Origin of the sequence: Streptomyces sp. NBC_00005, from assembly GCF_045160215.1 — a bacterium.
Taxonomy (GTDB): domain Bacteria; phylum Actinomycetota; class Actinomycetes; order Streptomycetales; family Streptomycetaceae; genus Streptomyces.
Map to the genome: position 1 here is coordinate 10,624,378 of NZ_CP108316.1, position 13,071 is coordinate 10,637,448.

Here is a 13,071-nt window from a genome sequence, read left to right on the forward strand (position 1 = left end):
CCATCCAGGTCCCTGGCCCCCGGACCACTGCCCCTGCTCGATCAGAGGAGTGTGTCCCTGCCCCGCCCCCGTCGCCGCAGGAATCGACGGCAGCGCCGCGGGCCTCGCGGCCGCTGCCTGTGCCGCACGCGAAGCCGAACTCTGCGGCACCTCACTCGGCCTGGTCGCCGCCTGGTCCCCGCCGGACGGCCCGTCCCTCGACGCGCCGAACGCGGATGCGCGCCGCCACGGGGCCCGTCGGCTCCCTCGACCTTGCCCTGGACCGGCTGCGCAGCCGACACCCCTGTCCGGACATCCATGCCCGGCTGCTGAAGGCCCCACCGTACGAAGCTCTGCTGACGTCCGGAGGCGACGCGGAACTGCTGGTGCTCGGCTCCCGCGGGGTGGGCGGTATGTCGGCACTCCTGCTGGGCTCGACTGGTGCGGAGACCGCCACGCGGGCCGACTTCCCGGTCACTCTCGTCCGCCCGGTGCCCCACTCCGGCGACATGCCCGCCGGACCGGTCCTGCTCGCCCTCGACACCGAGCGCCGCCCGCAGGACGCCGTCATCGGCTTCGCCTTCGAGGGGGCGGCGATGCGCAAGGCCTCGCTGCGTGCCCTGTACGTTCGTGACCTGGTGACCCGGATCCTTGCTCCGGGCACCCCACCCGAGCGGCGCGTCGATGCGGTGATGACCGGGAGCCCGCCGCGGTCGAGGCCGACGCCGGCGTCATGACCGCCTATCGGATCATGCGTGACCGGCAAGTGCTGCGTGTTCCGGTCGTCGACGCAGGACGTTTGGTGGGCGTCGTCACCTTCGACGACCTGTTCTGGCCGGCCGCACAGGAGTTGAACGACCTCGCGGACGTCGTCGGCAGGGCACGGGACCTTACTCAGCCTTTGTGATCCTGACCGCGCCGCCGTATGGCCCGGGGGAGGCCCCCGTCACTCCGACATGAGGACCGCGTCGGGCCGTCGCCGCGGAGTTGGGCGGCCGCGAGTGGCGTGGCCGGGACGCAGGATCATCTGGGGGAACTCTCCGCGGGCGATCGTCGTGCGCAACTGGGCGCGCAACCAGGGGATTTCGAGGGGTTGTGTGTGGAAGGCGGTCACGGTCCAGCGGGCCGTGGCATGCAGCAGCACGCGCTGCAGGGCCTGTCCGGCGCACAGCCAGTCCTGATGGGTGTCGTTCCGGGTGGTGAGAAGGACGACCAGTCCTGTACCGGCCGGCCAGACCTCGGATGCGGTGGGCAGGGTGTGGGTGGCGCGGAGGAGGAAGTCGCGCCCGGCCAGGCCGGTGCCGTCCGGGTCGCACGCGCAGGCAGCCAGGGGGACGCCGTCCTGACGGCCGTCCCGGGAGGCCCGGGTCCAGTGCACCAGTTCGGCGACGTGCCCGGGGTCGTCGCGGTTGATGGCTTCGGCGGTGCGGACCAGTTCCGCGAGGTGACGCTGTGCGCAGCGGGACTCCACCGTGTGCAGCTCGGCGCCCTCGGCCCGGGCGTGCTCGCGCAGTTCCCCGACCAGCGGCTGCGGGAGCGGCGACCACTGGAACGGGCCGCGGTGCGTGTGCCGTTGCATCAGGGCGCGGTACATCAGGTTCTCGCCGGTGCTCGGCGGGGCGTACGCCCCCCCACCCGACGTGGGCGAGATGCGCCGGGTTCGACGGGTCGGGGAACGGCTGCACGACGGGCCGGAAGCCCAGGTGCCGCATGGCCAGGCGGATGTTGAACAGGGCCGCGCCGCAGCTGATGACCTGTTCCCGTCCGTCCGGGTCGGAGAGCAGGAGCCGGCGCGTGGGGTCCGCGTACAGGTCGAGCTCTCCCTCCCGGTGGGTGAACAGCCAGGGCTGGGTGTTGTGGACCGAGGGCGCGGCGACGGCCGCGCGGACCAGGTGGTTGGCCGCGTGGTCGACCAGGGTGTGCGTTGTGTCCATGGCGGGTACCGCCGTTCCTCGCTGCCTTTTCTTCGTGCCGGGGGGCTCAGCCGTGCGCCACGACGGCGACGGGGCAGCTCGCGTGGTGGATCACGGAGTGGGTGACCGGGCCGGTGTGCGGGCCGAGGTGGGTCTCGCGCACGCGGCGGCCGACGACGAGCAGCCCGGCGCCCGATGCGGCGCGCACCAGCTGGGTTGCCGCCCTGTCCTTGACGACCGTCTCGGTGACCTCGACGTCGGGGTACTTGTCGCGCCAGTTCTGCAGCACCGGAGTGACGAAGGCGCGCCACTGCTCCTCGCGCCTTTCTGGACAAGGAACTGGGGACATGAAGACTCTCATCGCCGGCGCGGGCCGCCTGGGCACCACGCTCGCCGAGGTCACCCTTCCCGCGGGCGCCGTGATCGTCACCGTCATCCGTGACGGCCAACCCACCGTCCCCGCACCCGAGGTGCGACTCCAGTCCGGGGACGAACTCCTCGTCGTCTCGCACGCCGCCACCGAACAGGAGATCCACGCCGCCTTCCAGTGACGGCTGGCCCCGGCTCCCGTCCTGCGGCGATTGCCGTCTCCATCAGAGACCGCGTTGCCGACCTCGAAGGCCGCCTTCCCCTACGCCTCTTGCCGGGTGCGGAATCCGCGGCGACTCACTGATCGGCCGGACTGATGCGCCGCCCCGTCAGGCGCCTGGGACGGATCGACACCCACATCTCGCGCTCGCCCCCCGCCCACGGCTCGGTATGGGCCCGATCGGCCAGCTTTCGCACCTCGTCGGGGTCCGTGACAACCCGCGCGGGGCCGACGGCGAGCACACTCCAGCCCTGGCTCATGACCTGGTTCACATGGTCGACCTCGAAGGCGACATCCGCTCCCACGGCCGCCGCCGGCGCCGAGCCCGGTGCGGTCCGGAAGACGATGGCGTCGTCGACGACCTCGTAGTTCACCGGGATCACGGCTGGGCCGTCGGGCGTCGACACCGCGACGCGCCCCACGCCGTGGGTGGAAAGCCGGGCACGGCATTCGTCGGGCCCGAGATCCTGCAGCTGCGGGCGCAGAAGCGCATGGCCCTGTCCCGGTGGCAGATCTATGCCGCCCCCGCGCAGGGCCTCGGCGCTCGTGCCGAGCGCGTCGGCCAGCCTGATGAGGCTCGCCAGGCTCGGGTCGGCCGGGTGTTCTTCCAGGTATGCCAGGTAATCGGGCGCCATTCTGGCGCGCCGGGCAGTTTCTGCCCGCGCCATTCCCTGCCGCCTGCGCTCGGCGGCAACGCGTCGGCCGATGTCACCCGGGTTGGGCGCTGGGCCCGGCAGTGTCCTGCCGGACAGAGCACCGGCCTGCTCACCCGTTCTCCCGGGCTGGGGCTCGATGTGACGGATGTGCGCGTCCGGGCCGGGGAACACGAGCGTCACCTCGTCCGTGTCCGACCAGCGCACGTCGTAGGGAGGGGTTCCGTCCTCGTGGTGCAGTCCGACAATCTCGCCGTCGCGCCTGGTTGCGCCGGTGGCCGGGCTTTCGACAACGAGTTGATCGCCGAGTTGAGCTTGCATGATCGCCACCGCTTCCTCGGAATGGTGCTCTACCCAACGTGTCACGCGTGGCGGCTCACCGCACGGGATGAGAAGCACGCGTCCCGGGGACCAGGACCGGCCGGTCCTGGTCCGAGCGGCCCCCGGCGGGGGCGCGCCGTCAGCTGGTCTTGTGCCCCCACCGCGGACCGACCAGATCCCACTGCCTGCCCCACTGGTCAATGCGCCGCCGGTCGAGCCACCAGCGTGCGGCACCGCCGGCGCCGAAGGCCACGCCGGTCAGGGCGAGGGCTGACGCGGCTCCCAGGAATCCCGCTTCGACTGCCGCATTCGTGCGGCTCGGCGGTTGGGTGGTGGGGTCGCCCTGCGTATCTGTCCAGAGCACGATCGTGGATCCGGCCTTTCGTCCGCCGTCCACCAGGGTCATGCCGGTGTGGGTGGAGCCGTCCGAGAGGGTCCAGCGGACCTTCACGAGGGCCCGGTAGCTCGTCGCCGCCGCGCGTGGGGCGTCCGTGAGGAGCACGGCCTGTACGGGGGTGCGCTCGGCGCGCTGCTGCGCGAACACGTCGTCGGCGGCCCTCGCGGTGAACACACCGGCGAGGGTGCCGCCGACCGAGATGAGCGCCCAGACGGCCAGCACGAGCCACGCCTCGAGTACGTCGTCTTTTCGGCGCAGCGGGTTGGCCCGCCACCGCCACAGCCACTTCTTTGCTCGCCCGCCTGCGCGCATCGGTACGCACCTCCTCGTCGTCACTCTCAGGACCGTGACAGCCGGGAGCTCTCGGGGGCATGGGCCGGTCAGGGGGAGCGGTGGGGCCGACCGGGGCCAAGTCCGGGATGCCGACGGGCCGTTCAGCCTCGCTGCCGCCGGCGGGCAGGGAGGCCCCGTGTATGTGACCGTGAGCTCTTTGTTCCGTCTCTGCCTCGCCGGTCGTCGGTGGCCTGACCGGCCGGCGACGAGGGACCATCGGCCCCTCACGTCATGGCCGTCGCGCTCCCACCCTCGAAGGACAGCACCTGTTCCGAAAGCCGGGTGCGGGAGGAGGGCACCATGCGATCCGCGCCTCTCGACGCCGAGACCCTGGAAGCCTGCATTGGTGCGGCCGTGGCCGCACCCTCGTTCTTCAACACCCAGCCGTGGCGCTTCAGGCTGGATCCCGACACCGTCGCCTTCGAGGTGCGCGCGGCCCCGGAACGAAGCCTGCGCCACGCCGATCCCGCCGGCCGTGCCCTCCACCTCTCGGTGGGTGCCTCCGTCTTCAACCTCCGCGTGGCGGTGTCCCACTTCGGCTGGTCCCCCGTCGTACGCCTGCTGCCGCGCCCCGAAGATCCCGGACTGCTCGCCATCGTCCGGCCGACGGGATCCCGGGGTCGGCACGCCACGGAACACCGCGCCGACCTCTACCCGGCGATCTGGCGCCGGCACAGCAGCCGCTTCCCGTTCACAGGCAAGCCGCTGCCGTCGCAGGCACGCGCCGAACTCGCCGAGGCAGCTCACACGGAAGGCGCCTCACTTGTCTTCCCCGAGGTCGCCGAGACGGCACGGCTGCTCCGCGTGACCGCGGAGGCCGAGCACCGCAACCACCTCGACGCCGACCGCGGCATGGAGAGCCGCCGCTGGGTGCACAGGGACCCGGACGACCAGGCCGGCGCCGGGCTGCCGCGGACGGCGCTGGGCCCGCAGGATGCGCGCGAACGCGTTCCCATGCGGGACTTCACCGCCGAGCGGCACCTCGAGCGGCTGCCGGCCCAGGATTTCGAGACCGCTCCGGTCATCGCCCTGCTCAGGACCGAGCACGACCGTCGTACCGACTGGCTGCGCGCCGGAGAGGCGCTCGAACACGTCCTGCTGGTCGCTACGGCCCTCGGTCTGCGGGCGTCCCTGCTGCACCAGCCGATGGAATGGAGCGACCTGCGGCGCTCCCTCAGCCCGGATCCCGATCACACCGGGCACGCTCAGATGCTGATCCGCATGGGCTACGGCCCGGAGGGTCCCGCCACCCCGCGGCGCGCCCCGCACTCGGTGTCCGACACCGGGGTGCCGAACCGGTGACTTGCTCGGCGGCTTCGGTCAGCCCGAGGTGGAGGCGGTGTTCTCGCGGGGGACCGTGGTGAGCGCGCCCGACAGGTCGGGGTGGATCTCGAAGACGCCTGCCAGCTGGACACCGCGCAGGATGCGCAGGAAGCAACTGCTGTCGGTGACCAGTCGCAACCGACCCTGCCGGGCCAGCACCCGGTTCCGCGTCCGGCACAGCAGGCGAAGTCCGCTGCAGTCGATGAAGGACACGGGGCGCAGGTCCAGCACCAGGTCGGGGTGCGGGTCGGCGGACAGGGCGTCGAGGCGTGCCGCGAGAGGCGGCGCAGCGAGGATGTCGATCTCGCCGCGCACCTCCACCACGGTCGTGCCGTCGACGACTCGTTCCGTGTGGCAAGGCGCGGGCCCGGTGAGGTTCTCGGCCATATAGAGAGAAAAGCTGCATACCGGTCATGGCGGTAGGGCCGGTCGGCCCCCGAGGACCGGAGATGGGGGCCAGGGTCGCTCTCCGGCCGGGGCGGGACCGATGGCCCCACCCCACGGTCGACCGCCCGCCGGACGATGGGATCCGCACCCCCCAAGGGGTGAAAGACGGGCGTCCGTAGGCCGCTTCGTCCGCACGTGTCAGGCGTGGAAGCACCGGAACAGAAGGGAACAGACCCATGACTCCCCAGTACGTGGTCGCCGGAGTGGACGGCTCGCTGATCGCCGTGCGTGCGCTGGACTGGGCGGCCGAAGAAGCCGTACGCCGCGGCGTCACCCTGCGCATCGTCTATGCGGCCCCCGAAAGGGACGAGGCCGAGCCGATACTGGCCTCGGCGGTCTCCCGGATCCGCGCGCACCACCGCGACCTGCCGGTCGAGAGCGTGTCGGCCGAGGGCGGCGCGGTGGCGGCGCTGGTGCATGAGAGCAAAGGAGCAGCCGTCACCGTCGTGGGCAGCCGCGGCCTGGGCGGGCTCACCGGAGTGCTGTTCGGCTCGGTGAGCCTGCGCCTGGCCGCGCACACCCACGGCCCGCTGGTGGTCGTACGCGGCGACCATCGTTGCGACGAAGGCCGCGAGGTGGTGCTGGGTCTGGGGAGCGACGCGGACGCGGACGCGGCGGCCTACGCCTTCCAGGAAGCGGAACGGCGCGATGCCCGGCTGCGCGTCCTGCACTCCTGGTCCCACCGGCACGTCACGCCCGAACTGCCGTCGCTGGTGCCCGCAACGAGCCCGGGACAGCGGGAACTCGCCCTGCGTGACGCCGGCGAGGCAGCGGTACCCCGCCTCACCATGGCCGAGTTGCGGGAGAAACATCCCGAAGTCGGCGTCGAGACCAGCACAGTTCGTACGGGGCCGGCGCACGCCCTGCTGGAGGCCACCCGCGATGCCGGCGTCGTGGTCATCGGAGCCCACCGCCGTCCCGACCGGCTCGGCCCGCGCCTGGGCCCGGTCGCCCACACCTTGCTGCACCGTTCCCACTGCCCCGTGGTCGTCGTGCCGGCCCGATGACCTGTCGGCGGCTGAACAGGCCCGCACAGCAGGGACGTTCGGCCCTGAGTGCGGGCCGCGCAGCCCCTGCGAGGCCGGTTGACGAAGCGGGACATTAAAAGCGCAACGAGCGATCAATATCCAGCGCGGCACCCCTTGAAAGGGATGAACATCATGGCAGTTCACGAACAGCCCCACCGGCACGTGCGCTTCCACATGCCGTCCGTGCGCAAGGCCGGGGCGGCCCAGCGGCCCGCCGACGGAACCGCCGCCCTCGTCATGACGGCGACCAGCGCACACGTCCTCGCCGGGCTCCGGGTCCTGACCGGGTTCGTCTTCCTGTGGGCCTTCCTCGACAAGACCTTCGGCTTCGGCTATGCCACCCCGTCCGGCAAGGGCTGGATCGACGGCGGCTCGCCGACCAAGGGCTTCCTCGGCTCGGTCGCCGCAGGGCCGATGGAGTCCACCTTCCACGACTGGGCCGGGGCCGGCTGGGCGGACTGGCTGTTCATGCTCGGACTGCTCGGCATCGGCGTCGCCCTGATCGCGGGCATCGGTCTGCGGTTCGCGGCCGTGGCCGGCACCGCGATGATGGCGCTGATGTGGGTGGCCGAGTGGCCGCCCGCCAAGCACCTGTCCGACGGGTCGCCGAGCATGTCGACCAACCCGTTCGCCGACTACCACCTCATCTACGCCGTCGTCCTCATCGCCCTCGCGGCCGCGGGCGCCGGCGCCGTCTGGGGACTGGGCAGGATCTGGGCACGCCTGCCCTTCGTCAGCCGCAACCGCTGGCTGCTCTGACCTCACAGTGCCGACCGTCCCGGACCGGGGCACCGCCGCAGCGCTGCGGCGGTGCCCCGGCCTTCTTCCTGTGTGGGAGCAGGGCGGAGTCCCGGACCCGCTGGTGCCGTCCGGCCGTGCTCCGGGGGCCGACCGGCCCAAGCGCACCCAGCCCAAGCCGGACACGCTGGATCCGAGGTGCAATCCGGGCGCCGAGTCGGCGACCGACCAAACGGGAGGAAGTGACGGGCCATGAGGAAACAGGCACCGTCCCAGGCAGCGGAGGGACCTCCGCTCGGCGATCTCGGGCGCCGTATCGCCACCCGCCGCACAGAACTCGGCCTGACCCGGAGGGAGACGGCCACCCGGGCAGGCATGGCACCGGGCTACCTCCAGTACCTCGAGGAGCGCCCCGGTGCCGCACCGGGGCGAGGCGTCCTCCTCAGACTTGCCGCGGTCCTGGGCACCACCCTGCGGGACCTCACCGGCGGCGACACCGAGCTGCCGCGCGGACTGGGACAGGCCGCCCGCAGCCCCGGCATCGGAGAGCTGAGCGTCCCGGAGTGCCGGGCCCTGCTCTCGACGCACGGCGTGGGGCGGATCGCGGTGCCCACCGCCTCCGGGCCCGTCGTCGTGCCCGTCAACTACAGCGTCGTCGACGGCGCGATCGTCTTCCGGACCGAGTCCGGCTCCACCCCTGCGCAGGCGTCCGGCTGCCAGGTCGCCTTCGAGGTCGACCACATCGACGACGCGTTCAGCCGGGGCTGGAGCGTGCTGGTGCGGGGCCACGCCCGGACCGTGACGGACCCCGAAGACATACGCCGCCTCGCCGATCGGGCGCGCAGCGCACCGTGGGCGGGCGGGCACCGCGACCAGTGGGTGCGCATCGATCCCCTCGTTGTCACCGGACGCCGCATCATGGTGTGACCCGGGACGTTCTCCGGCCCGTCCGGGACCCTTGGCCCTCATCGCAGGCCCTCGCCCGGCGGAAGATGGAGACAACGCTCCAGCTGTACCCAGGTGAGAGACGGGCAGGCCCATGTACCCGAACGACGGTTTCCGCGAACTCGAACGGCAGGAATGCCTGCGTCTGCTGGCGAAGGCGCCCGTCGGCCGTATCGTGCACACCCGTCACGCACTGCCCGCGGTGCTGCCCGTCAACTACTGCGTGGACGCCGACGGCGCTGTCGTGTTGCGCACCTCGGCGGCCTCGGAGCTGGTCCGCGCGGTCGACGGCGTGGTGGTCGCCTTCGAGGTCGACGAGGTCGATGCGGTCGCCCACTCCGGCTGGAGCGTAGTCGTCACCGGATCGGCGACAGTGGTGACCGATCCGGACGAGCACCAGCGCCTGCTCCGGACCGGCCCGCGCTCGTGGGCACCCTCGCCCGAGGAGGTCTTCGTCAGCATCGAGCCCGAACTGGTCACCGGCCGCGAACTCGTGGGCGGACACAGTCTCTACGGGGTGGACCTGTCGTCCTGACATCATCACTGGTCCGTGCCCGGCGGCACCCTCGGTTCCACGAGGGTGGCGCCGGGCTGACGGGGTGTCAGAGTGAGGGTGCCGCCGAGGTTCTCGACGCGAGTGCACATGTTGGCCAGGCCGCTTCGGCGAGTGACGGAGGGGTAGATGCCGCGGCCGTTTTCTGCCAGGCGCAACCGCCGAGCAGCATCACCGCGTCGCGGTTGGTCGTTTCGTCCGGCTACCGGCGGTGCATGGTCTCCAGTGCCGCGGCCAGCACGTGGGGGTCGTGATGGCCCTTGTAGACCGCCGGAGGCTGCCGGTCGAGACGGAGCAGCCGGGCGACCGCCGTCCAGGCGGTGCGCACCGAGTACTCGACGGTGAAGACCACGTCGTCGGGCACCTCCGCGAACTGGCCGATGAAGGCCAGGTTGACCGACCCCTCCGGCACCACATGGGGCCGGTCCTCGCGGCGCCGGACCAGGAACTGGCTCGTGATGTACGGCATCACACAGGGCACGACGGTGGAGGTCCGCAGGACACGCGCCGTGAGCGCCTCGTCGAACCGCAGATGGTGCAGGACCTCTTCGAGGATCTCCCGGCCGGAGCACATCGTCATCGGCTTGGGCGTCTGGTTGCCCGCACGGCCGGGGAACAGGCCGTAGCCCCACCAGACCGCGACGCCCTCGGGCTGGTCGCGGTAGACGGGCTGGCGGTTGGCTACGACGGTGAGCAGCCAGTTCGACTCGGTGAAGGTCATCAGCCCGCCCTTGCCGGTCTCGCGGCCGCTGAACTCGGCCAGCGCGTCGAGGAAGGCAGGATCCTTGGTGGTGACCGTGAACGACTCCCAGCGGGACTCTTTGACGTGCTTGTCGAAGGCGGCCGGGTTGCCGAACTCCTCGCGCCCACGGGCGATTCGGTGCCACAGCAGCCACGCGTCCGAGCGGTGTGAGGGCGGGGGCGGCGCGGCGGTGTGTGAGCCGAGGCTGGAGGCGTCGGTCATGGAGCCGTTCGTGACGAGGACCAGGTCTTCGGGGGCCACGGCGATCTTCTCGTCGCGGCCGCTCCGCGTCACGTACAGGGTCTCGACCGTGCCGCTGTGGGGCCCGGGCGTGAACTTCAGGTCGGTGACGCGGCAGCCGGTGTGCACGGTGACGCCGCGTGCGCGCAGCCAGGCCGTCAGGGGCCGCACGATCGAGTCGTACTGGTTGTAGCGGGTCCGGTGGATGCCCGACATCGAGGCGAACTCGGGGAAGAGGTGGATGAACCGTCGCAGGTAGCGGTGGAACTCGATCGCGCTGTGCCAGGGCTGGAAGGCGAACGTGGTGCACCACATGAACCAGAAGCTCGTGGTGAAGAAGTGCTCGCCGAAACAGTCCGTGATCCGCTTGCCGTCCAGGTGTCCCTCCGGTGTTGCCAGACACCGGACCAGTTCCAGCCGGTCCCGCTCGGAGAATCCCATTGACGTCGTGTCGACGATCTTGCCGTCCCCGTCGACGAGGCGTGCGATGTCGTTCCAGGCGAAGTCCTCGTGCCCGGCCAGGATTTCCTCCGTCACGGACACCGACGGGTCGTCGAGTGAGGGGATGCCGGAAAGCAGGTCGTAGGTGCAGCGGAACTCGGCCTCGAACATCCGCCCGCCCCGCATGGTGTAGCCGGCGCCCGCCGTGCCACCCGCGTCCAGGCTGCCGCCGATCTGCCGCTGTTCCTCGAAGAGGTGGATGTCCGCTCCGTCGAACCCACCGTCACGGATCAGGAACGTGGCCGCAGCCAGCGCCGCGATCCCGCTGCCCACCAGATAGGCCTTCGCCATCACACAACTCCTCGTCTTCGTCCGTCGATCGGGAACCGCACGGCCCACGGTTTCCTGCGGGCGCGGACGCCGTCAGTGGGCCGTTGGTCACCTGCATGGTCCGAACGGCCCGGGCGGCACGGTGGGTTGGGGGCAAGACGGAGGCCCGGTCCCGTCACCGACCGGGCCTGTGCGCACTTGGGTTTCAGACCGATCGCCGATCGCCGCCTCGCCACGGCGGGGCCGCCGTCCGGTGGCCGTCGTCCCAGGCGTGGGCGGCCTTCTCGATCTGGCGGCGCAGGCGGTCCTGGAGCTGGTCGACGACCGCCCGGCCGGAGGCCTCCTCGGCGACGACGACCACCTGCCGAGTGCCGACGTGCAGGTCGGCCACAGCCGACCAGGGGCGTTCTGCGTGGTGAGCGGCTGCTCGCACGATGCGCACCTCGCCGGAGACGGTGGGCAGTCCCGGCCGGCCCACGACGGCGTCGATCTTCGTGCGGGCGTACGCCAGGGTCTCCTGGTCCACCGCGCCGTCGGAGCGTAGCCGCACCGTGGGGGTGGCCTCCGTGTTGTCTCTGGTCATCGTGGTCCCTTTCGTTGAAGGTGCGATGGCGTTCAGGCCGCCGTGCCGGGCCGCCACAGGTCGGGTCCGAAGACCTCGTACCGGATGTGCCGTGCCGGAACCCCGGCGCCCAGCAGCTGTCCGCGGACATCCCGCATGAAGGGCAGTGGTCCGCACAGGAACACCGTGGTGGCGTCCGGCAGTTCGACCTCGTTGAGGTCCATCAGGCCTTTGTGGGCACGCGGTTCCTCGGGCCCGGGGTGCTCGTACCAGAACTCGGCGCGGGCGCCGGGGAGTTGCTCGATCAGTTCGCGCGTCTCGATGCGCAGTGCGTGGTCGGCGGGGGAGCGGTCGGCGTGCAGGACCAGCACCGGGCGGGTCGAGCCGATGGCTTCGAGGTGGGCCAGGATGCCCGTCATGGGGGTGCTGCCGATGCCCGCCGAGACCAGCACCAGGGGGTCGGTGGTGCCTGCCGGGTCGTCGAGGAAGACGTCGCCGAACGGCGCGGAGAGGGTCAGTTCGTGTCCTTCGCGGACCTGGTCGTGCAGCAGCTCGGAGACCTCGCCGTCCGGTGCGCCGTCCGTGCCGGCGACCCGCTTCACGGTGATGCGCCGCAGGTCCCTGCCCGGGTCCGAGGACAGGCTGTACTGACGCAGCTGGCGCACTCCGTCGGCCATGCGCACCCGCACGCTCACGTACTGGCCCGCCCGTGCCCGCGGCGCCGGCCGGCCGTCCGCCGGGCGGAGCACGAAGGACACCGTGTCCGGGGTCTCGGTACGGCGCTCGACCACTGTCCATTGCCGCCAGATCTCGCCCGGCTCGACGCCCGCGTCCTGGTACAGGCGGGCCTCCCGGCCGATCAGGGCGCCGGCCATCAGCCAGTACACCTCGTCCCAGGCGGCCGCCACCTCCGGGGTCACCGCGTCACCGAGCACCTCTGCTATCGCGCCGAACAGGTACTTGTGCACGATCGTGTACTGGTCGTCGGTGACCCCGACAGCCGTGTGCTTGTTCGCGATCCGGTCCAGCAGCGTGTCCGGGCGGCTGTCCGGATCCGCCAGCAGCGCGCTCGCGAACCCCGCGATCGATCCGGCCAGGGCGCGCCGTTGGGCGCCGCTTGCCTGGTTGCCGCGGTTGAACATTCCGTCGAGCAGTTCCGGCCGGTCCCGGAACATCGCGCCGTAGAAGCGCGTCGTGATCTCGTCGAGCGCTGCGGCCACGGCGGGCAGGGTGGCACGCACCACGGCGGCGGATTCTGCGGACAGCATGGAACCTCCCGGAAAGGGGGTGGGTGGGAAAGGACGCCGCGTCGAATGCAGGCGTCGGCGTTCTGTGTAGCAGTCATCCGCTCGTGTTCCGGGTCCGTTCGGGGCCGTGGGCCGAAGAGGGGCCGGACGGCCCACGTTCTCGGGAGCATCGGCCCAACTGCCTGCTCGGACCCCGGGGCCGTACGGCATCGCGATGATCTCCTCTCGGCCCTGTCCTGTCGGGCTGCCGCCCCGCGAGGCGCCGGGCGGGGGAGCGGGGGACGTGCTCG

Annotated in this window: 16 protein-coding genes; 8 read left to right on the plus strand and 8 right to left on the minus strand. The window is 71.6% G+C overall.

From position 1 onward, the window contains the following. Window positions 1-215 precede the first annotated feature (215 nt). Complete coding sequence (locus OG303_RS48575; protein WP_405876453.1) at window positions 216-716, plus strand: universal stress protein; 501 nt, start codon at window positions 216-218, stop codon at window positions 714-716. Then, on the plus strand, window positions 713-886 hold the full coding sequence (locus OG303_RS48580) for a CBS domain-containing protein (protein ID WP_405876454.1): 174 nt from the start codon (window positions 713-715) through the stop codon (window positions 884-886). Before OG303_RS48575 ends, OG303_RS48580 begins: the two co-directional genes overlap by 4 nt. Before the next feature lie 39 nt (window positions 887-925). Here the strand turns inward: OG303_RS48580 and OG303_RS48585 are convergent, their stop codons facing one another. Together OG303_RS48585 and OG303_RS48590 are read right to left on the minus strand one after the other, a co-directional pair. After that, window positions 926-1,558, minus strand: a complete 633-nt coding sequence (locus OG303_RS48585; RefSeq protein WP_405876455.1) for a hypothetical protein — start codon at window positions 1,556-1,558, stop codon at window positions 926-928. Between the two features lie 401 nt (window positions 1,559-1,959). Continuing rightward, window positions 1,960-2,328 carry a universal stress protein gene (locus OG303_RS48590; RefSeq protein WP_405876456.1) on the minus strand — a complete coding sequence of 123 codons (369 nt, stop codon included), beginning with the start codon at window positions 2,326-2,328 and terminating at the stop codon, window positions 1,960-1,962. Between OG303_RS48590 and OG303_RS48595 the strand changes: the two genes are divergently transcribed. Then, window positions 2,240-2,443 (plus strand): TrkA C-terminal domain-containing protein, encoded by a 204-nt coding sequence (locus tag OG303_RS48595; protein ID WP_405876457.1) that lies wholly within the window; start codon window positions 2,240-2,242, stop codon window positions 2,441-2,443. The genes OG303_RS48590 and OG303_RS48595 overlap by 89 nt on opposite strands. Before the next feature lie 115 nt (window positions 2,444-2,558). Here the strand turns inward: OG303_RS48595 and OG303_RS48600 are convergent, their stop codons facing one another. Next, window positions 2,559-3,455, minus strand: a complete 897-nt coding sequence (locus tag OG303_RS48600) for a pyridoxamine 5'-phosphate oxidase family protein (RefSeq protein WP_405877853.1) — start codon at window positions 3,453-3,455, stop codon at window positions 2,559-2,561. Between the two features lie 139 nt (window positions 3,456-3,594). Further along, window positions 3,595-4,164, minus strand: coding sequence for a hypothetical protein (locus OG303_RS48605; protein WP_405876458.1), 570 nt, complete (start codon window positions 4,162-4,164; stop codon window positions 3,595-3,597). Window positions 4,165-4,485: 321 nt separating this feature from the next. Here OG303_RS48605 and OG303_RS48610 point away from each other — a divergent pair, with 321 nt between their 5' ends. Beyond that, window positions 4,486-5,487 (plus strand): Acg family FMN-binding oxidoreductase, encoded by a 1,002-nt coding sequence (locus tag OG303_RS48610; protein WP_405876459.1) that lies wholly within the window; start codon window positions 4,486-4,488, stop codon window positions 5,485-5,487. Window positions 5,488-5,505: 18 nt separating this feature from the next. Here OG303_RS48610 and OG303_RS48615 read toward each other — a convergent pair whose 3' ends face one another. Beyond that, complete coding sequence (locus tag OG303_RS48615; RefSeq protein WP_405876460.1) at window positions 5,506-5,895, minus strand: STAS domain-containing protein; 390 nt, start codon at window positions 5,893-5,895, stop codon at window positions 5,506-5,508. A gap of 236 nt (window positions 5,896-6,131) precedes the next feature. Between OG303_RS48615 and OG303_RS48620 the strand changes: the two genes are divergently transcribed. The 4 genes from OG303_RS48620 (at window position 6,132) to OG303_RS48635 (ending at window position 9,201) form a co-directional block, all read left to right on the plus strand. Then, a complete protein-coding gene (locus tag OG303_RS48620; RefSeq protein WP_405876461.1) occupies window positions 6,132-6,962 on the plus strand; it encodes a universal stress protein in 831 nt (276 codons plus the stop codon). 153 nt (window positions 6,963-7,115) lie between these two features. After that, window positions 7,116-7,742 (plus strand): hypothetical protein, encoded by a 627-nt coding sequence (locus tag OG303_RS48625; protein WP_405876462.1) that lies wholly within the window; start codon window positions 7,116-7,118, stop codon window positions 7,740-7,742. A 231-nt stretch (window positions 7,743-7,973) separates the two neighbouring features. After that, on the plus strand, window positions 7,974-8,648 hold the full coding sequence (locus OG303_RS48630) for a helix-turn-helix domain-containing protein (protein WP_405876463.1): 675 nt from the start codon (window positions 7,974-7,976) through the stop codon (window positions 8,646-8,648). A 112-nt stretch (window positions 8,649-8,760) separates the two neighbouring features. Further along, window positions 8,761-9,201: a pyridoxamine 5'-phosphate oxidase family protein gene (locus OG303_RS48635; RefSeq protein ID WP_405876464.1), complete on the plus strand. Its 441-nt coding sequence runs from the start codon at window positions 8,761-8,763 to the stop codon at window positions 9,199-9,201. A gap of 220 nt (window positions 9,202-9,421) precedes the next feature. Here OG303_RS48635 and OG303_RS48640 read toward each other — a convergent pair whose 3' ends face one another. The 3 genes from OG303_RS48640 to OG303_RS48650 form a co-directional block, all read right to left on the minus strand. Beyond that, the gene (locus OG303_RS48640) at window positions 9,422-11,041 is read right to left on the minus strand and encodes an oleate hydratase (RefSeq protein ID WP_405876465.1); all 1,620 of its coding nucleotides are present in this window, start codon (window positions 11,039-11,041) and stop codon (window positions 9,422-9,424) included. A gap of 136 nt (window positions 11,042-11,177) precedes the next feature. Continuing rightward, window positions 11,178-11,555, minus strand: coding sequence for a hypothetical protein (locus tag OG303_RS48645; protein ID WP_405876466.1), 378 nt, complete (start codon window positions 11,553-11,555; stop codon window positions 11,178-11,180). Between the two features lie 32 nt (window positions 11,556-11,587). Then, window positions 11,588-12,802, minus strand: a complete 1,215-nt coding sequence (locus tag OG303_RS48650; RefSeq protein WP_405876467.1) for a globin domain-containing protein — start codon at window positions 12,800-12,802, stop codon at window positions 11,588-11,590. Window positions 12,803-13,071 lie beyond the last annotated feature (269 nt).